This window comes from Mycobacterium sp., assembly GCF_035633495.1.
Lineage (GTDB): Bacteria > Actinomycetota > Actinomycetes > Mycobacteriales > Mycobacteriaceae > Mycobacterium.
The window spans coordinates 25,411-45,916 of sequence record NZ_DASQEU010000083.1 but is presented as its reverse complement, the minus strand read 5'-3'; the positions used below and the strand labels follow the sequence as shown (position 1 = coordinate 45,916).

The window sequence follows — 20,506 nt, the reverse complement described above, 5'->3', positions numbered from 1 at the left end:
CGACCTGGCGGTGTGGGACGGCCACGTCGCGATGATCGTGGGCAACGGGCAGATGGTCGAGGCGGGCGATCCGGTTGAGTTGTCACCGATCCGAACGACGAACGCGGGACAGGGGTTTCAGGGGTTCTGGCGGCCGACGGCGTGAGTCGTCAGCCGTGCCGGGCTGCTTCCTGCGAAAGTTGCACTCGCGAGCTGAGTCCGAGTTTGGTGTAGACATGAGTGAGGTGGGTTTGCACGGTGCGGGGTGAGACGAAAAGCCTTGTTGCGATGTCCTTGTTGGCGAGGCCTTCGCTGACGAGTCGGACGACTTCGCGCTCGGTGGGCGTCAGGGATGCCCAACCGCTCGTGGGGCGTTTACGTTCGCCGCGGCGGCGCTGTGCGTACGCGATCGCTTCGTCGGTGGACAGGCCCACTCCCTCCGCCCACGCAGAGTCAAAGTCCTTCTCGCCCATCCCGTCACGAAGTGCCGCCACCGGGAATTCGAAAAAGGCGTCGAAGATCTTGAAGCGGACCTGACCGGTGCGTTGCCGGATGCAGTCCGCGGCGCCGAACAGCCGCACTGCTTCACGGTGACCGCCCGCGACGACGGCGAGTAAGGCGAGGCAATCGAGGGTAGCGGGAACGCTGGCGTACGCGCCGGCGCAGGCGGCGGCTGCCAGCGCGTCATGGGCGTCACGGTCCGCCTGCTCGGGCTCGCCCTGCGCAATCGCCACGCCGGCGCGCGTGGTCAGTGCCAGCGACAGGTGTAAGCCGCTCGTCACCACGACGGTGTCGTCGGCCCAGCGCCGGGCCGCGGTTAGATCACCGCGAGCCAGCGCAGCCTGGGCCACGTAGACGTTCCAGATCGCCGCCATCCTGGGCTGCACGGTGAGGTGTTTCCAGCCCGCCGCGATCGCATCGTCTGCCGCGGCGACGTCGCCCGCGGCCAGTTCCGAGGCAGCCAACGCCGCGTAGGCCATTCCCGGGTAGAACCCGCCAAGATCGGCCGCGGCCTCGATGGCCGCGTTGGCCGCCTCCCGCGCCGCCGTGGGGTCCCCGTGGTACGCCAGCGTGAGGGCCTGCATGAATAGGGCCGAGCAACGCCAGACCACATCGTGGGCCGCGTCGGCCTCGGCATCCACCTCACGCAGTTGTTCGACGGCCCCCGCGAGATCACCGGCCATCAACTGTGCGCAACCTAGAGCCCAGCGACACCGACGCGAGATGGACCAGTCACCGATGGTTTCGGCGAGGTCGCGTCCTTCTTCGGCGGCCGCCCGCGCTGCGACCGGTTCGCCAGCCATGACCGCTCCGTAGGCTTGCCAGCCAAGGATCTCGCTGAGCCAGGCTTCTTCGCCCATCGAGCGGGCAAGGCCGATCGCCTCGGCGAAGTATGGCCGGGCCACATCGGAGTCGTAGACCGCACTGGCGCCGCAAGCGGTCAAGGCTCGCGCCAGTAGGGCGGGGTCATCGACTTCTCGAGCGATAGCGAGGGCTTGCATGGCCTGCTCCAGGCAGGCGGCGGCGCCCGTATACGCGTCGAGCACGGCGTAGTCGGCAAGCGCCCGCGCGCGCACCGCGGGCGCTCCACCCGTCGGGTCTGCGCCTTGGTCGGTGAGTACGGCGTCGAACCAGGCCAGGCCTTCCCGGATCCGCCCTCGTGCCAGCCACAGCGGCCGCAGCGATGACGCCAGCTGCGATGCGAGCTCGATATCGGAACTTTCGCGGCTCCACACGAAGGCGGCCCGCAGATTGTCGATCTCGGCTTCCATCTGGTCGAGACGCTGCTCGTGTCCGACCCGTGTCGGGGTATCGAGTGGCGCCGCCACGACGGTGTAGTAGTCGCAGTGACGGGCACGCACGGCGTCGCCCTGGCCTGATTCGCCGAGCTTTTCCAGCGCGTACTGTCGCACCGTCTCCAGCAGCCGGTATCGCGTTCGGCCACTTGCGCTTTCGGCGACGACCAGGGACTTGTCGACCAGCAGTATGAGCAGGTCGAAGACTTGGTAGCGTTTCACGTCGCCACTGCCGGCGACCGCCTCGGCGGCGTCGAGGTCGAACCCGCCCATGAATACCGCGAGGCGGGCGAACAAGGTGCGTTCGGGCTCGGTCAGTAGTGCGTGCGACCAGTCCACCGAGGCGCGCAGCGTCTGCTGGCGGCGAACCGCGGTGCGAGCGCCGCCGGTCAGCAGCCGGAAGCGGTCATGCAGGCTGTCGCGGATCTCGGTCAGCGACATCACGCGCACCCGCGCCGCGGCCAGCTCAATCGCCAAGGGGACACCGTCGAGGCGCAGGCAGATCTCCGCCGCGGTTGCGGAATTGTCCTCGGTGAGACGGAAATCGGGGCGGACCTGTCGCGCGCGATCGGCGAACAACTCGATCGCCTCGTCGGCCAGCGACAGCGACGGCACCCGCCAACTCACCTCGCCTGCCACCCCGATCGGCTCACGACTCGTCGCCACGAGAGTCACTGCAGGGCAGCCGCCCCGCAGGGCTACGACCAGCGCCGCGCACGCGTCCAACAGATGCTCACAGTTGTCCAGCACCAGCAGCATCCGACGGTCGCCGATAGACCGCAGCAGCGTGTCCATCGTGGAGCGGCCCGGGTGGTCGGGCAGGCCCAGCGCACGAATAACCGTCACAGGCACCAGATCGGGATCGGTGATCGGTGCCAGATCGACGTACCACACACCGTCGCCGAAGCCACACCCGATCTGGGCCGCCACCTGTACCGCCAGGCGCGTCTTACCGACACCGCCCGCGCCGGTAAGCGTCACCAGACGGTTGCCAACCAGGATCTGCGGCACGTCGTTCATTTCGGCTTCGCGGCCCACGAAACTCGTAAACTGTGCTGGAAGGTGCTGGGCGGCAACGGTTTCACGCGTGCGCAGCGGCGGGAAGTCGTTGCGAAGGTCGGGATGGCACAGCTGCACGACCCGTTCCCGGCGGGGCAAGTCGCGCAGATGGTGGGTACCCAGATCCGTCAGCCAGGCGTCCGCAGGCAGCAGGTCGAGAACCAGATCTTCGGTTATGCCCGACAGCACGGTCTGCCCACCGTGGGCCAGATCGCGCAGCCGTGCCGTCCGGTTGACGGTCGTACCGACATAGTTGCCCTCGTCGCGCAGCTGCACCTCCCCGGTATGCACGCCGACGCGCAGCCGGATCGGGGCCAGCGGTGCCCGCTGCAACTCCACAGCGCACGCGACCGCGTCGCTAGCACGTGCGAACGCGACCACGAAACTATCGCCCTCGCCCTGCTCCACCGGCCGCACACCGTAATGGGCCGCGATGATGTCGCACACCAAGCGATCGAGCCGCGCGATAGCGGCCGTCATCTCCTCCGGTTGGCTCTGCCACAGCAGCGTCGAACCCTCGACGTCGGCCAGCAGCAGCGTCACCGTCCCGGTCGGAAGCAGCTCCCCCATGTCGACGCTCCAGTCAGTTGCGCTCATGGTAGCCAGCATCGGCCGTCACCGACCTGCAAAACATCAGCGGAAACGCGTAGATTGCCGCCCCTGCCGCGCGGAATTACGACCCCGCACCGCGCCGATCTCCGCGGTCTGACCGACGATCTCGCGCCGACGACATCGGATAGTCGACTCGTACCGACCCGAGGAGACCACCATGAGCACTAACACCAGCCGTCCGAGCGGCCGTCAACCCGTAGTGGTGGAACTGGACCGGGAAGCGGCCCGAGCGGCGATCAGCGCGGCGACAGGGCGGTTCACCGCACTGCTGCGGGAGACCGACGACGTCGAGCGCCCGGCCGCGGGCACCGACTGGACGGTCGCCGAGACCGCGGCCCATGTGTCCATCGTGCTCACCGGGTTCAGCGCGGCGATCACCGGGGAGCCGCAAGCGCTAACCCCGGAACAGTACCTGGATGCGGACTTTCCGACCCGACTGGCGGCCACCAACGCCGCCACCATCGACATGGTCGACCACACCGACGCGGGACGGATCGCGGAGCTGATCACCGCTGGGGCACAACGGTTTCTGCGGCTCGCGGCGGAGGCCGATGCGGAGCTGGAGTGTGAAACGCCGTGGTATGGCCCGGGCCGAACCCGCACCGTGGACTGCCTTACCGCGCTGGCGCTCGGGGAGCTGACCGTGCACGGGCACGACATCGCGACCGGGACGGGCCGGCCGTGGCCGATCTCCGCCGCGCACGCGAAGCTCATATTGGGCACGGTGTGCCCGAATATGTCACCGCTGGTCGTCCGACCCGAGGCTGGCCGCAGCGCGTCAGCGACGTACGAGGTCCGGCTGCGCGGCAACGGCCCGCGGTACGTCATCGGGGTCGCGGACGGCAAGGCGGAGGTGCGGGCCGCCGGCGGACCGGTGGACTGCGTCATCTTCGCGGACCCCGTGACGTTCCTGAAGGTCGTCTACGGGCGGATGCCGCTATACCGAGCGTTGCTGCGCGGCGGGATTGTGGCGACGGGCCGCCGTCCGTGGCTCAGCCTGCGTTTCAAGGACCTGTTCTTCAACCCGTGAGTCGGAGTCGCGGCCTGTATTCACCGTCTGCACCCATATCGATGACTAGCCGAAGCGGGCGATCCCGTCCAACTTTCGCCGATCCGCGTCACCAACGCCGGGCAGGGATTTAGGGTTTCTGGCGACCTATCGCGTGAACGGCCCGCTTCATGGCATAGCCTCGGCCCACTGCATATGCCCCTCAAAGCCAAGTTCGGTAGCCGACGTGAGATAACGATCCCGATAGTCGTGGTAGACGCCCTCGTCGCCGCGAGCGTCGGCGAGCAAAGCGCGCAACCGCAGCAGCCACAATTCCCCGCATATGGAGGCCATTTCAAGCGGCGCTGTTGCCATCCGGTCGGTCACCGCCTCGGCCTCTGCCAGATCGCCCTCGCCGCCACGGTCGAGCAATGTCCCGACGAAAACTGTGCTGGCTACGACGCCCCATGCGAACTGGCCCCGCTCGAACAACAAGTCGAGTGCGGTGCGCATACCGCTGATGACGTCGACATCACCGTGCCTGGCTTGTTCACGACCGACGTACAACTCCACCACCGGCAGCTCGGACAGATAAAACCGGCCCTCCAGAGTCAGCTCACGAACCTCCGCAAGCAACTCGAGTCCACGGTCACGGTCCGCGCAGTCCCCGTGAACCAGCAACAGCCCCTTAGTGTACTTGGCCATGCTCACGGCCAGGTCGTCACCGGCCACCTCAGCCATTCTGAGCGCATTGTCGATTTCGCGGCATGCGGCGTCGTCGGCCGTATAGATACCACTCGCAATACCTGCACCGTAGGTATAGAACACAACGGTCGCCCTGGTCCACGGATCGCTGCTGCGGGCCAGCTCGATCGCCCGCTCCATGTCGTCGCGCCATCCCCGAAGCGCCAAGCACCATCTCGCAAGGCTCCGAGTTGCATACGCGGCGGCCAGTGGAGAGCCCATGACATAGTTCCCTTTGACCGGATCGTCGTGGGCCAAGTCGATGACAGTGTCCGACCATCTCAGCACTTCCTGGATCTCGCCCGTCACGACTCTGACCCCGATCGTCCCGACCGCAAGACCTACCATCAACGTCGGATCGGCGATGGACTCGATCAGCGCAGTGTGCTCGGCGGCGAGCTGGGATGCCTCCCGTATCCGCCCCTGAACCACGCCTTCGGCCAGGAGCCCCGTCATGGCAATCGCCGGCGATGTCTTGTCTCCGGCGCGATCGCACAACTCCTGCAGTTCCTCGAAACGGCGACCGCCGACACCGGCATGAAGCCGCCAGGCGTTGGCACACCACAATGTGCGCGGAGCAATCTGCATCGATATGGCGTCAGGGTCGTCGGCGGCGATGGTGTCGGCGACCTGCCGCGCGCGCTCCCAACTCAAGCACGCACCGGCAATATCGCGGCTCGCCAACCACGCTCCTGCTCGCATGTGCCAGTCGTATGCGGCCCGCAAATCCCCCGCGCCCTGCAGATGCTCGGCAATCAGCGCGGCGTTCTCGTCGCCCAACGACGCGCTCGCTGCAATGGCGTCTGCAAGGCGGCGGTGCAGCCTGGCCCGATCCGCCTTCAGCTGGGACTCGTAGGCCACCCGACGGATCAGCGGGTGGCGGAACCCATACTCCGCCCGCGGTGCGAACGCCACCTGATCGATCAGCTCGGCGTCGAGGAGCTTCCGCAGCACGGTGCTGTCGGCGAGTTCGGACAGCAGGTCCTCATCGAATCGCACACCGATCACCGCCGCAGCGTTGAGCGTCTGTTTAGCCGCAGCATCGAGACGGTCGATCCTGGCAGCGATCGCGGCCTGAAGCGTCGCAGGCACGGTAACGTCCGCGTGGTTACGAGTGCATACATAGTCACGTCGTGCCCCCTCGAGCACGTTTCGGTCGGTGAGGTCACGCACGATGGACTCGGCGAAGAAAGGGTTACCGGCCGCTCGGTCGGCGATCTGCGAAATCAAACCGGCAACGGATGAATGTGAACCAAGCAACTCACTGACCAGCGATGTGGTTTGCGAATCATCCAGCGGTGCGAGAAAAATCGTCTGGGTGCCGGGAACGTGTGACAGCGCTCCACGGTATTCAGGCCGGTACGTGACAAGTACCAGCGAGTGAGTGCGGGCCACCACCGACAGAAAATCCGCCAGCATCGACTCGCTGGTCGGGTCGATCCAGTGCGCGTCCTCGATGACATACACTGCCGGGGCCGACCGGCCCAGATACGCCGCGTTGACCATCGTGGTGAGACGTCGGCGCCGTGCGTCAGCGGCGATGTCCGGGACGTCACGCCCCGGGTCGCGAATCCGGAGCAGATCATCGAGCAACAGAAGATCTTCAGGATCGAGATCGGGGACTCGGTCGCGGATGCGGTTCCGGGCCGACTCGGCGTCTAACTCATTGATCCCGAACGCCGTCCGCAGCAGCGCAGCGATCGCAAAGAACGGGACTTCAGCGGCATGGGATTCACAGAAGGCAGAAAAGACTTCCACACCAAGGCTTCTCGCAATCGACGCCGTTTCGGCCACCAGGCGGCTCTTGCCAATACCAGCGGGACCGACGAGGCCGATCACGCATCCGTGGCCGCCGACCGCCCGTTGCAGCATTCCAGTCAATGCACCCACTTCCCACTCACGTCCCACCAGCGTGGATGCGTGGCGGCCGCCGAGTTCACGATGCTCCGTCATTGCCAGGAGGCGGTGCGCTGGCACGGGCCCGGTTGCGCCTTTGATGTGTGCCGTCTCAGGCTCAGCTAGGGTCGCAACATCTGCGACGATCCGCGCAGTGGCGTCTGACAGCATCACGCCACCAGGCGGTGCCACGGACTCCATCCGCTGTGCCAAACCAACGTGCTCACCGATCGTCGTATAACCCAACGAAGTAGAACCGATGTCACCGGCGATGACCTGACCGGAGTTGAGGCCGATTCGCAAACGTAGGTCAATTCCGTCTCGGCTCGCGACCCCAGTCGCTATCGGAACCATCTGCTCCTGAATACCCATCGCCGCCAGACAGGCCCGAGCGCCATGGTCTTCATACGCGATCGGAGCGCCGAAGACCGCCATGATGCCGTCGCCGGTGAACTTGTCGACGGTCCCTCCGTACCGCTTCACCACTCCAGCGGCGTGATCGACAAGTTCGGTCATGATCTCGCGGAACCGTTCCGGACCCACCGCCGCCGCGATGTCCATGGAGTGCACGACGTCGGCGAACAACACCGTCACCTGCTTGTACTCCGCCGATCGGGTGGCCTCCGTCAGTGGCGAACCGCACTCACTGCAGAACTTCGCTGTCGCATTGAACTGCGTGCCGCACGACCCACACGACAGTCCCGCCGCCGCAAGTGCATCGCTACCGTCGTCCACGTCAGTATCGTGTCACCGCTGGTCAGGCCTGTCTGCCATATCGCACCGGGGATGCAGGCCGCCCGTCTTCAGCAGACCGACGAGCCGCCGTCGGCTGCGTTCACGATCGGAACCACTTTTGATGCCCAGCCGAGGGGGGCGATCCCGTTAAGTTGTCACCGATCCGAACCACCAACGCGGGTCAAAGTTTTCAGGGCTTCTGGCGGCCGACCGCGTGAGAGCCGATCCGAACCGAACACCGAAGGCCCCGGTTCAGCAGCCGTTACCGAGTCATCGCAACCGTGCATCAAGATCAGGTGCGATCTCGACGAACCAGTCCAGTGACGCAGGATTCGCCATGGCGTCGCGGTTGGCTACGTGATCGGGAGGTCGTCCGAGAAGGATGTTCCGCACGGGCACCTCCATCTTCTTACCCGTGAGCGTCCTCGGCACCTCGGGGACGACGAACACGTCGTCGGGGACATAACGGGGCGACAACTCCGTTCTGATCGCCTGGAAGAGGCGTGTCCGCAAGTCAGCCGAAACCGCCGCATCCCCGTTACTCAGCACGACGAAGAGCGCTAGGCAAGACTTCCTGCCGAGGTACTCAAGGTCGATTGCCAGGGAATCGAGCACTTCCGGGAATTCCTCCACCACCCGGTAGATCTCGCTGGTACCCATGCGCAGCCCGTGGCGATTTATCGTGGAATCAGACCTTCCGAAAATGACCCCCGTGACTGACTCAGGCCGGGGAATCAGCTCGAGCCAATCACCGTGTCGCCAGTAACCGGGGTAGGTCTCGAAGTAACTCTCGCGATATCGCGTCCCATCATCGCCCCAAAAACAGAGCGGCATCGACGGCATGGGTTCGGTGACGACCAGCTCGCCCATTCGGTTGATCAACTTCTCACCGGCGTCATCCAGTGCTGAGACCGCGACGCCCAAGCCACGACACTGCATCTCGCCGGCGTACACCGGAAGTGTCGGGCACGAAGTCAGAAACGCCGCACCTGGATCGGTCCCGCCGGAGATTCCAGCAAGCATCATGTCCTGCTTCACGTGCTGGTACGCCCAGCGGTACGCCTCGGGCGTCAGAGGCGATCCGGTGGACCCCAGCGTGCGCACTGCCGAGAGGTCGTACTCGTCGCCGGGCGACAAGTTAGCCTTGATGCACGTCGACAGATACGCCGGACTGGTGCCCAGGAAGCTGGCGCGTTCGCGGGCGGCGAACTCGAACAGTGTTCCGACGTGTGGATGGCCGGGGCTGGCGTCGAGCAATAAGAGCGTGCAGCCGGCTGCGAGTGTTACCACCGACAGATTCCACATGATCCATCCGGTCGACGCGTACCACAGAAAGCGATCGCTCCCGCCGACGTCGAGGTGGAGCGCGGCGGCCTTCAGGTTCTCCAAGAGGAACCCGCCATGGCCGTGCACGATCGGCTTGGGCTTGCCACTGGTCCCCGAGGAATAGACGATCCAGAGCGGATGATCAAACGCGACCGGTGCGAACTCGAGCGAGGCATCCCTTGCCACCGCATCGCCGAACGACATCGTCTGCACGGTGCCGGTTGCCTCGAACGTCGCGCCAGCGTCGAGGTGAGGAATCAGAATCAGCGTCTCCAATGACGGTAAACCGCCGACGATCTCGCGGATCACGTCTCGGCGGTCGAATGCCTTGCCCCCGTACCGATACCCGTCTACCGCGAGCAACATCTTCGGTTCGATCTGCCGAAACCGATCTAGTACGCCAAGCGTGCCCATGTCCGGTGCCGCGCTCGACCACACAGCACCTAAGCTCGTGGCCGCCAACATGGCGATGACAGCCTCGGGAACGTTGGGCATGTACGCGGCGACGCGATCACCCTGTTGGACACCGCAACTCCGCATCGTTGCTGCCAGCGCGGCGACCTTGTCTCCCAACTCGCCCCACGTCAGCTCGATGCGCGAACGACACTCGGACTCCGAGACAAGCGCGGTTCGTGAAACCCAATCCGGATCAAGCGATCGCCAAAGGGACTGCTCGGCGTAGTTGATCATGGCTCCGTCGAACCAGCGAGCCCCAGGCATCACCCGGCGATCGAGCACCGTTTCATAGCGTCGATGCGAGATGACCCCGCAGAAATCCCAGATGGAGGACCAAAAGGTCTCCAGGTCGTTCACCGACCAACGCCACAGCTCCTCGTAATCGCCGAAGTGAAGTCCCCGCTCGGCATGCAGCCAGCGCAGATACCTCGTGATCCCGGCGTGTTCCACGCGGTCCTGCGAAGGGACCCATAGGGGCTCGGACGCTCGCTGGACATCGGCATTCATGCGCAACCTCCAAACTCGGGCTTCTCAGTTGAGAGGCCCCACTCGACACTAACGCGAGCTGAGAATGGAAGAGACGACTTCACGACCGGGGTTCGGCGAAGACATCACACCATTTCGATCTGCATCCCCATTGACACCCAGCTGAGGCGGGCGATCCGGTTGAGTTGTCGCCGATCCGAACGACGAACGCGGGACAGGGGTTTCAGGGGTTCTGGCGGCCGACGGCATGAGGGCGGACGCCTCATTCGTAAAGGCGCGCGATGACCTCGGCGGAGTTCTTCACGATGACGCTGCGCTTCGCCTTGAGGCTGGGCGTGAGATCACCTGCTTCAATGGATAATTCGCGATCGAGGATGGCGAACTTCTTGATCTGTTCCCACCGGTTGAGCTGCTCGTTGAGCGTATCGATATAGCCGCCTATCAACTCCCGGGTCGACGCGTGGCGCGCTATCTCGCTGAGCGACAGATTCGCAAGACCGTGCTTGGCCGCCCAATCCATGATCGCCTCCGCGTCCAGGCTCACCAGCGCCACGCAGTAGGGCTTGGCGTCGCCGTAGACGATCATCTCGCTGCTGTAAGGGCAGATCGCCTTGAAGGTCGTTGCGATCGCCGACGGCGCGACGTACTTGCCCTGCGAGGTCTTGAAGAGATCCTTCTTTCGGTCGGTGACGCTCAGGAATCCGTCATCGTCGATCGTGCCGATGTCACCCGTGTACAACCAGCCGTCGCTGTCGAGCGCTTCGGCGGTGGCTTCCGGCAGGTTGTGATACCCGGTCATCACGCCAGGGCTCTTCAACAGGATCTCACCATCGTCGGCGATCCTGACCTCGGTGCCGGTGAAGGGCACACCGACGGTGCCAAATCGGTAGGCGTTGGGGCGGTTGATGAATGACGCGGCTGCCGTCTCGGTCATGCCGTAACCTTCGAGCACGATGATGCCGATGGCGTCGAACCATCGCGCAATGTCGTGGTTCAGCGGTGCGGCGCCGGAAACGAAGAACCGCAGCCGCCCACCGAAGCCGTCCCGGATGGTCGAGAACACCAGCCTGTCGGCTATCCGCTGCTGGACCGACAGCAGTGGCGATGACTTCCGTCCGACTTCCCTGGCCGCAGACGCCGCGAGTCCCACGCCGATGGCCCAGTCGAAGATGGCCTTCTTCACCCGGCCTTCTTCGGCGATCTTCGCCTGGATTCGGGCGTGGGCCTTCTCGAAGATCCGCGGAGCGGCGCCCATGAACGTCGGATGCAGGACGGCGAGATTGTCGACGATCCTGTCGACGCGACCGTCGATCGCCGTCGGATAGCCGATCACGAGCGGCACCACGAGCATCACCTTGCCGAAGGCATGCGCGAGCGGGAGCCACAGGAAGTTCAGGTCGTCGACATGGAGGAAGTCGACGGCATTGATCGCAGCGGCGGTGTACATCCACGCCCGGTGCGGAAGCCGCACGCCCTTCGGCCGCCCCGTGGTTCCCGAGGTGTAGATGATGCTGGCCAGGCTGTCGGGACGGATGTCGGCGACGCGCTCCTCGATGATGTCGGGAGACGTGGCAAGCAGCTGCGCACCGGACGCTTCGAGTTGGTCGAGGGTCATCACGAACTCGCCGTCCCCGTGGCCGTCGATGATCACGACCTTTTCGACGTCGGGCAGGTCGGCGCGATGCTCGAGTAACTTGTCGACTTGGGCCTGGTCTTCGGCGATGACGACGCGGCTGCCCGAGTCGGCCACGATGAACGCGATGTCGCGGGCCTTCGTCGTCGGGTACAACGTCGTGGTGGCAGCCCCCGCGCACAGCACGGCCAAGTCGGCCAGCGCCCACTCGTAGCGCGTCGACGACGCCAGCGCGACTCGGTCCTCGGGGGCGATGCCCAGCGCGATCAACCCGGCGGCGAGGCGGCCGGCGCGCTCACCCACCTGCTGCCAGGTGACGCTCGTCCAACCGTCGCCCTCGGGGAACCGGAAGGCTTCGGCACGTGGCGTGGCGGCGACGCGGTCCAAGAACAAACGGGCGACCGACGACGCCTGGTCGTCGATTCCACCGAGCTCGTACGATTTCGCCCTGACTAGTCCTACCATCAAACAAGCGTAGGTACGTTCCGGTCCATCTGGTGCGGAATGACATTCTTGTCAACATATTCGCTGGATCTTCGGTGGGGCGAGCCATCCCCTCCCCCGGCAGTGAATCGGCAAGAGTCGAAGGTCCCACAGACTGGGTCGAACGACCCCATTGCGGGCCACAGGAGGAGTCAGCGATCAACTCAGGCAAGAGCAGAAATACACGCAGAACTGAGCCGTCACCGAGTCAAACGGCCCCAGCCGGGCTATCCTGCGCTGATCCAGCCCTCTTGCGAACGTAACCGGGGTACCAGGAAGTGAAGGCGGCCGCGCCGACGAGGGCGGCATAGCTCAGCGTGTGGCTTGCCCACTCCGGCAGCAGAAGGTGTTTCATCAGCAACCATGCCACCACCGTGTTGAAGGTGAACACCGAAGCCCAGGCCGCGGTGATTAGCTCATTGGTGCGAATGAAGCGGGGATCGTCCCACTTCGACGGGTCGGCGTGCTGACGCGCGTACTCCAGGGTGAATGGCTTGCCGGTCAGCAGGGTCGTCCAAGAGCCGATGGCCAGTGCACCGTTCGCCAGGACACCCAGATGTTCTATGGCCCAAAGGTTGTGAAAACCGATGATGGCGATGGCGGCTCCGCTGAAGAAGGCCAGGCCGACCCACATGATGATGCCTCGATGAAGCCGCAACACCGCCATCAGGACGGTCAGGCCGAGCGCGACCACCAGACCGACCTCCACGCGGTGCATGGTGTCCTTGGCGATGATCAGGAACGCGATCCATGGCGCGAAGGACACCACCAGCTTGAGGAATGACACGGTGCACCTTCCATCCACGGCCTGCGGGTTCGCATTGGCCGGCCTGTCCAAATCGTCGCGCCGCAACGCACACCGCCCCAGAGTAGGAAAAGGTCCCGAGATGGACCGTCTTCGTCCCCGAGTGAATCTCCGAGTGGGGTCAGTTCAGCCGCGGGTCGATGAGGGTGACGCCGACGGGAGACGCGGTGTCGACCAACGGCAGGAGCCGCGCCCCCTCGGCCAGCCCCACCACCCGCTCGACGAGGTCCTGGGGACGCAACGTGCCCTCTTCGACCAGCCGCAACATGCCGGGGTAGTCCACGCTGGCCATGCCGTGACTGCCGAGAATGTCCAGCTCCCAAGCGATCACGCGGTCCATTGGCACCGCGGGGTGCCCGCCGACGCTGGGCAGCAGCCCGACTTGGACGTGACGACCATGGCGCCGCAGGCTGTGGATGGCGTCCGCGCAGGCGCGTGGCGTGCCGACCGCGTCGACGGCGACGTGACTGCCCCCATCGGTGAGGTCGTGCACCTGGGCCGCGACGTCGGGACCGTCGGCGAGCAGGGTGTGTTCCGCGCCCAGCCTGCGCGCCAGCGCCAGCGCCGCCGGGGTGCGCTCGACGGCAACCACCCTGGCGCCTGCGGCCACGGCGACCTGAACGGCGCTGAGGCCGACGCCGCCGACCCCGACGACCGTCACCCACTCACCGGGCCGGACGCGGGCCCGGGCGTTCAGCGCACGGTAGGCGGTGGCGAACCGGCAGCCCAATCCTGCGGCCTCGGCATCCTCGACGACCTCCGAGACCGCGACGAGATTGGTGTCGGCCGCATGCAGCGCCACGTACTCGGCGAAGGAACCCCAGTGCGTGAAACCGGGCTGGGTCTGGTCGGGACACACCTGCGCCTGACCGTTCAGACACCACTCGCAGGTGCCGCAGCCGCACACGAAGGGCGTCGTCACGCGGTCGCCGGGCGCCCACCGACACACGCCGGCGCCCACCGCGACCACCACGCCGACGAGCTCGTGACCCGGTACGTGCGGCAGCGCAACCCCGGCGTCGTGACCGGCCCAGGCATGCCAGTCACTACGGCAGAGACCCGTGGCGTGCACCTCCACGACCACGCCCCCTGACGAGGGCACCGGATCGGCGACCGCCCGGACGTCCACGGAACCGCCGAACTCCTCGAAGACCACTGCGCGCATGAAACCATCGTCCATGTTTGGCATGCTGTGCCACATGACGCGCTGGTACGCAGTCGAACCCGCTGACGAAGCTCTCTTCACGTCGGCGCCACACGTCTTCCGGTACACCAAGACGCTCGCGGCACCGCCCGAGAAGGTGTGGGAATCGCTGGCCTCCGACGAGTCGCTCGCCGCCTGGAGCGCGACGGTCAGTGCGGTGAACTGGCTGAGTCCCCGACCCTTCGGCGTCGGCACCACTCGCGAGGTCGTCCTGGCCCCCGGATTGAGCCGCGTTCGCGAACGCTACTTCCGCTGGAACGAGGGCCGCGGCTATTCGTTCGCCGTCTACGAGGCGAACCTTCCCGTCTTCAAGCGCTTCGCCGAGGACTACGTGATCGAACCGGAGGGTGCCGACGGCAAGGCGACGCGGTTCACGTGGACGGTCGCCATCGAGCCCAAGAGTGGGTTCTCGTTGCCCTTCAAGCCGTTGGCCCCGTTACTCAAGCTGGCATTCGGCCGGATGGCCGCCGACGGGGAGCGCTACTTCGCCCGCACCGCCTGACGGCAACCCGCCCAGACAGCGTCGTTAGGCTGTGCCGCATGGCTGCTGACATCGTGCCGTTGAGGCTCGGGCTGACCAAGGGCGATCTGTACACACTGTGGGCTCCCTCGTGGCGTGACGCCGACGACGAGTGGCAGGCGTTCCTGGGCAAGGACGACGACCTCTACGGCTTCGAATCGGTGGCTGACCTGGCGGCATTCGTGCGGACCAACGCCGACAACGACCTCGCCGACCACCCGGCTTGGCCCGCGCTCAAGGAGTCCTCCGCGCACCGGCTGGATCCAGACGAGGACCATCAGCACGACCTGATCGGTGTGCCCGAGTTGGCCGCTGAGAAGCCGACCGAAGAATCGGTGGCGACGCTGCTGAGCGCGCTCGCGGTCGTGCAGGCCATCGGCTCGGTGTGCGATCTGCCGGTGGTGTCGAAGTTCTTCAACGGCAACCCGGTCCTCGGTTCCCTGGGCGGCGGCCTCGAGGCGTTCGAGGGCCGTGCCGGCCGCAAGCGCTGGGCCGAGATCGAAGCAGTGATCGCCCGCAGCTGGGACGGCGTGGTGGACGCGATCGACGAGATCGTGACGATTCTCGACGTGGACTCCGCGGCCTCTGAGAAGGCCGAGGCCGAACTCGCCGAGTCGGCACCCGAATCGGAGGTCGAGGACGAGGCCGCGGACGACGTGGTGATCGAGGACGAGGTCGACGCCGACGACGAAGAGGCCGCGCTGACCGCACAGGCCACGGAGCAGGTGCTCGGCAGCGACGAGAGCTTCTGGGCGCACGTCGGGATCGACCCGATCCGCCTCCTGACCCGCGGCGGCACGTACTACACCCTGCGCTGCTACATGAATGACCAACCGATCTTCTTGGGCCGCAACGGACGCATCAGCGTGTTCGGCTCCGAGCGGTCGCTGGCGCGTTACCTCGCCGACGAACACGAGAGCGACCTGTCGGATCTCGCCACCTTCGACGACATCAAGACCGCGGCCACTGACGGCTCGCTGCAGATCGACGTCACCAACGACAACGTCTACGTGTTGCGGACGCTGTCCGACGACATCGCCGACGGGCCCGACGCCGTAGACGTCGATCAACTCGAACTCGCCGTCGAGTTGATTCGCGACGTCGGCGACTACGCCGAGGACAACACCGTCGAGGAGGCCCTCGACGCGGACCAGCCGTTCGGCAGGTTCGTCGCACACGTCCTGTCCCCCGACAAGGTCGGCAAGCCCCCCGCGCCGTATGCCAAGGCCGTCGCGCAGTGGGAGAAGGTCGAGAACTTCGTGGAATCTCGCCTCCGCGAGGAGTGATGAGTTTTCCGCGGGCCGGCGGTCAACATCGGCATGACCACGACTGACGGCCTCATCTCCCGCTCCATCGACGTCCCCGGCGCCCGACTGCACTACGAGGTGCGAGGGAGCGGTCCGCTGCTGCTCGTCATCGGCTCCCCGATGGCGGCCGCGGAGTTCGCACCCCTGGCGCACGCCATGGCCCACGACCACACGGTCGTCACCTACGACCCGCGGGGTTTCGCGGGCAGCCCCGTCGACGATCCGGACGGGCCCTCGAACCCCGAACTGCGCGCCGACGACGTCGTGGCGATCCTCGACGCGCTCGGCGCCGAGTCCGCCGACGTGTTCGGTTCCAGCGGTGGTGCGGTGACCGGTCTGGCACTGGTCGCCCGCTATCCCGGCCGGGTCCGCACGTTGGTGGCGCACGAACCGCCGCTGCTGGAACTGCTCCCCGATGCCGAGCAGCAGCGGGCCGCCACCCAGGACATCACCGACGCGTTCCTCACCGACGGACTCCATGCCGCCTGGGCGAAGTTCATGGTCAACGCCGGCTTCGACCTGGCCGACCTTGACGTCCCGCCCGAGCCGCAGGGCGCCCCGGTGAACCCCGAACAGGAACTTGCGGAGGGGGCGCGCTTCTTCCTCCACGACCTGGCTCCCACCACGCAGTACCTACCCGACTTCGAGGCGCTGCGGGCGTCGCCGACGCGCGTCGTCATCGGCCTCGGCGCGGAGTCGGGCCATCTGCTGACCCAGCGGACCTCCGTCGCGGTCGCCGAGCGACTCGGTGTGGACACCACGGAATTCCCTGGCGATCACGGCGGATTCCTCGGCGCCCCAGGCGACTTCGCGAACCGGCTCCGCGAAGTCCTCGCGCCCTAATCCCTCACCTCCCCCTCGCGATTTCGGCGCGTTAACGTTCGCTGGGCGACAGTTCGCTGGGCGACTGTTAGCGCGCCGAAATCGCTGTACGCGGAGTTGACGGCGCAGTAGAGTATTTGTTCGGAATCACGGGAGGGAGGCGGAGCCATCGTCGACCGCATGAACCCGAAAGTCGCTGTTGAACGTCGACATTGGTGCCACCGGCGACATCGGGGTCACACGATCTAATCGAGGAACAACCCATGACGTCCACCCAGCTGCGCCGGCTTCTGACGGCAACCCTGTTCACATCGGGCATCGCGCTCGGAACCGCCGCGACGGCAACCGCCGAGCGAGAGTGGGACATCGGTGCGTACGACGATTGCATGTCGAAGACGGCTAGAAGCCCAGAGGGGTGCTGCCTCCTCTCCGGCGGAGAAATTGCCTTTGACGGACACTGCCAGGCGCCCCCCGCTGTGCAGGAGGGCGCAGACCTGCAACAAACCACGCCGATCAGGCAGCTACCGCCCCTCGGTGACCTCCCCACGCTGACACCGGACAGTCCCGTCCTGATGCCAGGTCAGGCCGCGGGATAGCATCCCAACCCCCGCGATTTCGGCGCGTTAACGTTCGCTCAGAGACTGTTAACGCGCCGAAATCGCCAAAGGGGGGCGGTGCTTAGCCGATGAGGACGGCAAAGCGGGGCTTGATCACCTCGTCGATCAGCGTCAGGCGCTCACGGAACGAAATGAACGACGACTTCATCGCGTTGATGGTGAATCGCTCGAGATCGCTCCAGCCGTAGCCGAAGGCCTCGACGAGACGCAGCATCTCCTGGCTCATCGTGGTGTCGCTCATCAACCGGTTGTCGGTGTTGACCGTCACCCGGAACCGCAATCTGGCCAGCAGCGCGAACGGGTGCTCGGCGATGCTGGCGACGGCCCCGGTCTGCACGTTGCTACTGGGGCACAGCTCGAGCGGAATCCGCTTGTCGCGCAGGATGGAAGCCAGTCGGCCAAGGGTCGCGTCGTTGTCGTCGTGGACCTCGATGTCGTCGACGATCCGCACGCCATGGCCCAGCCGGTCGGCGCCGCAGAAGGCGATCGCCTCCTGGATGGACGGCAGCCCGAACGCCTCGCCGGCGTGAATGGTGAAGCGGGCGTTGTTGTTCCGCATGTATTCGAAGGCGTCCAAATGCCGCGTGGGCGGATACCCGGCCTCCGCGCCGGCGATGTCGAAGCCGACGACGCCCTTGTCGCGGAACCGGATGGCCAGTTCGGCGATCTCCCGCGATCGGGCAGCGTGCCGCATCGCGGTCACCAGGCACCGCACCGTGATCGTCTTGCCCTCTGCCGCGGCCGCCTTCTCGCCGTCGGCGAAACCGGCCAGCACCGCGTCCACGACCGCGTCGAGCGACAACCCGCCGTCGATGTGCAGCTCGGGGGCGAACCGAATCTCGGCGTACACCACCGAGTCGGCGGCGAGGTCCTCGACGCATTCCAATGCCACCCGGTGCAGCGCCTCCGGTGTCTGCATGACGCCAACCGTGTGGGCGAACGGCTCCAGATAGCGGACCAGCGATCCGCTGTGCGCCGCCGTCCGGAAGAACGTGGCCAGCCCCTCGACGTCCGTCGTGGGCAACCCGTCATAGCCGAACTGCTCGGCCAGTTCCACGACCGTCGCCGGGCGCAAGCCGCCGTCGAGGTGGTCGTGCAGCAGGGCCTTGGGCGCCTGCTGAATCGTTTCGAGCGTCAACGGCGTCGTCATTGTTTCTCCATGCTCCTCACGCCCGCGCGGGGATCCGATCGATGATCAACGGACCGCCTCCCGGCGCCTCGTCGCCGACGGTCCAGCCACCGTCGAGCTCTGCCATCGCCCCGTCGAAGCGCTCGGGTGTGTCGGTGTACAGAGTGAACAGCGTCTCGCCCGCGGCGACGGGTTCACCGGGCCTGCGGTGGATGCGCACACCGGCGCCGAACTGCACCTGCCCGCCGGGGGTCGAGCGACCCGCACCGAGGCGCCACACCGCCAGTCCCACCGCCATCGCGTCGATGTCGCCCATCGTGCCACCACGCGGAGCAGTGACCGTCTCGGCGTGCGCCCCGACCGGTAGCGGCTGCGAGAGGTCTCCGCTCTGGGCGCTGACGAGATCGCGGAATCGGTCCATCGCCGTACCGTCGCGCAGCGTCTGCGCCGGGTCCACGTCGTCGACTCCGGCGGCGTCGAGCATCTCCCGCGCCAGCGCCAGCGTCAGCTCTACGACGTCGTCGGGGCCGCCGCCCGCCAGCACGTCCAGCGACTCGGCGACCTCGATCGCGTTGCCGGCCGTCAGGCCCAGCGGCCTGTCCATGTCGGTCAGCAGCGCGCGGGTGTCGATTCCCCGTGCGTTGCCGAGCGCCACCATCGTCGTCGCCAACTCCCGCGCCTCCGCCTCGGACTTGAGGAAGGCGCCCCGCCCCACCTTGGTGTCCAACACCAGAGCCCGGGCGCCCTCGGCCAGCTTCTTGCTCATCACCGAGCTCGCGATCAGCGGCAGCGACTCGGTGGTGGCGGTGACGTCACGCAGTGCGTAGATCTTTCGGTCGGCGGGCGCCAGGTCGCCCGCGGCGAAGATCGCTGCGCCGACGTCCTGAAGTTGCTGCCGTATCTGCGCTTTGGAGAGCTCAGCGGTGAAGCCGGCGATGGACTCCAGCTTGTCCAGGGTGCCGCCGGTGTGTCCGAGTCCACGGCCTGCGGCTTGTGGGACGGCCGCTCCGCAGGCCATGACGACGGGCACCAACGGGATGGTGATCTTGTCGCCCACGCCGCCGGTGGAGTGCTTGTCCACCAACTTCAATGGCTTGCCGTCGCGACGGAGGTCGCCGAAGTCGAACCGCTCGCCGGAGTCAATCATCGCGGCCGTCCAACGGGAGATCTCGCCGGGCGTCATCCCCTGCAGGAAGATTGCCATCAGCAGTGCCGACATCTGTTCGTCATGAACCAGGCCGCGGGTGTAGCCGTCGATCACCCAGTCGATGGCGGCATCGGGCAGGACGCCGCCGTCGCGCTTGATCCTGATGACCGTCGGGGCGTCGAACGCGAACTGCGTCACTGAGTTCGATCCCATGCTCTGACGGCGCCCAGGTCATCGGGTCCGAAGGCGTCCGGGAGCAGATCACCCAGCGCACGCGGGCCGGACGGATGGTCGATCAACATCTCGGGCCCGCCGTGTTCGAGGAGCACCTGTCGGCATCGTCCGCACGGCATGAGCAAAGCTCCGGTGGCGTCCACACACGTGAGTGCGACGAGCCTTCCGCCGCCACCGGAGTGCAGCGCGCAGGCCACGGAGCACTCGGCGCAGAGACCCAGGCCATATGAGACATTCTCCACATTGCAACCGGTCAGAATTCGGTCATCTGCGGTCACCGCGGCGGCTCCAACCGGGAAGCGGGAGTACGGCGCATAGGCATGAGTGCTGGCTTCTATCGCGTTGGCCCGCAACAACTTCCAGTCAATATCGGGCATCTCGCCAGTCCGTCGCCGAGTCTCTGAATGCATTTAGAAGCTCCAGTTCCCTACTACGATTTCGGATTAGGTCACCCTAATTTCCATGGTAACGGGGCAATCAACGGTTCCACGCTAGTTCTTTCCATGCATCGTTTGGGATTAGAGTCGG

Annotated in this window: 14 protein-coding genes and 1 pseudogene; 6 read left to right on the top strand and 9 right to left on the bottom strand. The window is 66.0% G+C overall.

The features are described from left to right. A pseudogene (locus VET27_RS13315) lies at window positions 1-145 on the top strand (glycoside hydrolase); the annotation flags it as partial. Between the two features lie 4 nt (window positions 146-149). Here VET27_RS13315 and VET27_RS13310 read toward each other — a convergent pair. Then, a complete protein-coding gene (locus VET27_RS13310) occupies window positions 150-3,404 on the bottom strand; it encodes a helix-turn-helix transcriptional regulator (protein ID WP_526518787.1) in 3,255 nt (1,084 codons plus the stop codon). Between the two features lie 199 nt (window positions 3,405-3,603). Between VET27_RS13310 and VET27_RS13305 the strand changes: the two genes are divergently transcribed. Next, the gene (locus VET27_RS13305) at window positions 3,604-4,476 is read left to right on the top strand and encodes a maleylpyruvate isomerase family mycothiol-dependent enzyme (protein ID WP_526518777.1); all 873 of its coding nucleotides are present in this window, start codon (window positions 3,604-3,606) and stop codon (window positions 4,474-4,476) included. 147 nt (window positions 4,477-4,623) lie between these two features. On the opposite strand, the gene VET27_RS13300 is transcribed toward VET27_RS13305, so the two are convergent. From VET27_RS13300 to VET27_RS13280, 5 genes are all read right to left on the bottom strand, one after another. Next, entirely contained in the window at window positions 4,624-7,809 is a 3,186-nt protein-coding gene (locus VET27_RS13300) for an ATP-binding protein (protein ID WP_526518775.1), read from the bottom strand. A 270-nt stretch (window positions 7,810-8,079) separates the two neighbouring features. Continuing rightward, a complete protein-coding gene (locus tag VET27_RS13295) occupies window positions 8,080-10,098 on the bottom strand; it encodes an acetoacetate--CoA ligase (protein WP_526518773.1) in 2,019 nt (672 codons plus the stop codon). 241 nt (window positions 10,099-10,339) lie between these two features. Continuing rightward, window positions 10,340-12,175 (bottom strand): AMP-dependent synthetase/ligase, encoded by a 1,836-nt coding sequence (locus VET27_RS13290; protein ID WP_526518770.1) that lies wholly within the window; start codon window positions 12,173-12,175, stop codon window positions 10,340-10,342. Between the two features lie 226 nt (window positions 12,176-12,401). After that, window positions 12,402-13,046: a hypothetical protein gene (locus VET27_RS13285; protein WP_526518768.1), complete on the bottom strand. Its 645-nt coding sequence runs from the start codon at window positions 13,044-13,046 to the stop codon at window positions 12,402-12,404. Between the two features lie 73 nt (window positions 13,047-13,119). Continuing rightward, the gene (locus VET27_RS13280; protein WP_526518785.1) at window positions 13,120-14,163 is read right to left on the bottom strand and encodes a zinc-binding dehydrogenase; all 1,044 of its coding nucleotides are present in this window, start codon (window positions 14,161-14,163) and stop codon (window positions 13,120-13,122) included. Between the two features lie 34 nt (window positions 14,164-14,197). Between VET27_RS13280 and VET27_RS13275 the strand changes: the two genes are divergently transcribed. The 4 genes from VET27_RS13275 (at window position 14,198) to VET27_RS13260 (ending at window position 17,447) form a co-directional block, all read left to right on the top strand. Then, window positions 14,198-14,704, top strand: coding sequence for an SRPBCC family protein (locus VET27_RS13275; RefSeq protein WP_526518766.1), 507 nt, complete (start codon window positions 14,198-14,200; stop codon window positions 14,702-14,704). A 38-nt stretch (window positions 14,705-14,742) separates the two neighbouring features. Next, window positions 14,743-16,008 (top strand): protein export chaperone SatS, encoded by a 1,266-nt coding sequence (gene satS, locus VET27_RS13270; protein WP_526518764.1) that lies wholly within the window; start codon window positions 14,743-14,745, stop codon window positions 16,006-16,008. A 33-nt stretch (window positions 16,009-16,041) separates the two neighbouring features. Next, window positions 16,042-16,872, top strand: coding sequence for an alpha/beta fold hydrolase (locus tag VET27_RS13265; protein WP_526518762.1), 831 nt, complete (start codon window positions 16,042-16,044; stop codon window positions 16,870-16,872). 242 nt (window positions 16,873-17,114) lie between these two features. After that, complete coding sequence (locus VET27_RS13260; RefSeq protein ID WP_526518760.1) at window positions 17,115-17,447, top strand: hypothetical protein; 333 nt, start codon at window positions 17,115-17,117, stop codon at window positions 17,445-17,447. Between the two features lie 82 nt (window positions 17,448-17,529). Here VET27_RS13260 and VET27_RS13255 read toward each other — a convergent pair whose 3' ends face one another. The 3 genes from VET27_RS13255 to VET27_RS13245 are packed head-to-tail and all read right to left on the bottom strand — an operon-like array spanning window position 17,530 to window position 20,355. Further along, complete coding sequence (locus VET27_RS13255; protein WP_526518758.1) at window positions 17,530-18,618, bottom strand: adenosine deaminase; 1,089 nt, start codon at window positions 18,616-18,618, stop codon at window positions 17,530-17,532. 16 nt (window positions 18,619-18,634) lie between these two features. Next, window positions 18,635-19,942: a thymidine phosphorylase gene (locus tag VET27_RS13250; RefSeq protein ID WP_526518756.1), complete on the bottom strand. Its 1,308-nt coding sequence runs from the start codon at window positions 19,940-19,942 to the stop codon at window positions 18,635-18,637. Further along, window positions 19,939-20,355: a cytidine deaminase gene (locus tag VET27_RS13245; RefSeq protein ID WP_526518754.1), complete on the bottom strand. Its 417-nt coding sequence runs from the start codon at window positions 20,353-20,355 to the stop codon at window positions 19,939-19,941. The genes VET27_RS13250 and VET27_RS13245 overlap by 4 nt, the downstream gene beginning before the upstream one ends. Window positions 20,356-20,506 lie beyond the last annotated feature (151 nt).

Coding starts and splice junctions, on each gene's coding strand:
- VET27_RS13295 (WP_526518773.1), bottom strand. CDS start 10,098: ATGAATGCCGATGTCCAGCGAGCGTCCGAGCCCCTATGGGTCCCTTCG.
- VET27_RS13310 (WP_526518787.1), bottom strand. CDS start 3,404: ATGGGGGAGCTGCTTCCGACCGGGACGGTGACGCTGCTGCTGGCCGAC.
- VET27_RS13255 (WP_526518758.1), bottom strand. CDS start 18,618: ATGACGACGCCGTTGACGCTCGAAACGATTCAGCAGGCGCCCAAGGCC.
- VET27_RS13275 (WP_526518766.1), top strand. CDS start 14,198: ATGACGCGCTGGTACGCAGTCGAACCCGCTGACGAAGCTCTCTTCACG.
- VET27_RS13280 (WP_526518785.1), bottom strand. CDS start 14,163: ATGCGCGCAGTGGTCTTCGAGGAGTTCGGCGGTTCCGTGGACGTCCGG.
- VET27_RS13290 (WP_526518770.1), bottom strand. CDS start 12,175: ATGGTAGGACTAGTCAGGGCGAAATCGTACGAGCTCGGTGGAATCGAC.
- VET27_RS13265 (WP_526518762.1), top strand. CDS start 16,042: ATGACCACGACTGACGGCCTCATCTCCCGCTCCATCGACGTCCCCGGC.
- VET27_RS13245 (WP_526518754.1), bottom strand. CDS start 20,355: ATGCCCGATATTGACTGGAAGTTGTTGCGGGCCAACGCGATAGAAGCC.
- satS (WP_526518764.1), top strand. CDS start 14,743: ATGGCTGCTGACATCGTGCCGTTGAGGCTCGGGCTGACCAAGGGCGAT.
- VET27_RS13305 (WP_526518777.1), top strand. CDS start 3,604: ATGAGCACTAACACCAGCCGTCCGAGCGGCCGTCAACCCGTAGTGGTG.
- VET27_RS13260 (WP_526518760.1), top strand. CDS start 17,115: ATGACGTCCACCCAGCTGCGCCGGCTTCTGACGGCAACCCTGTTCACA.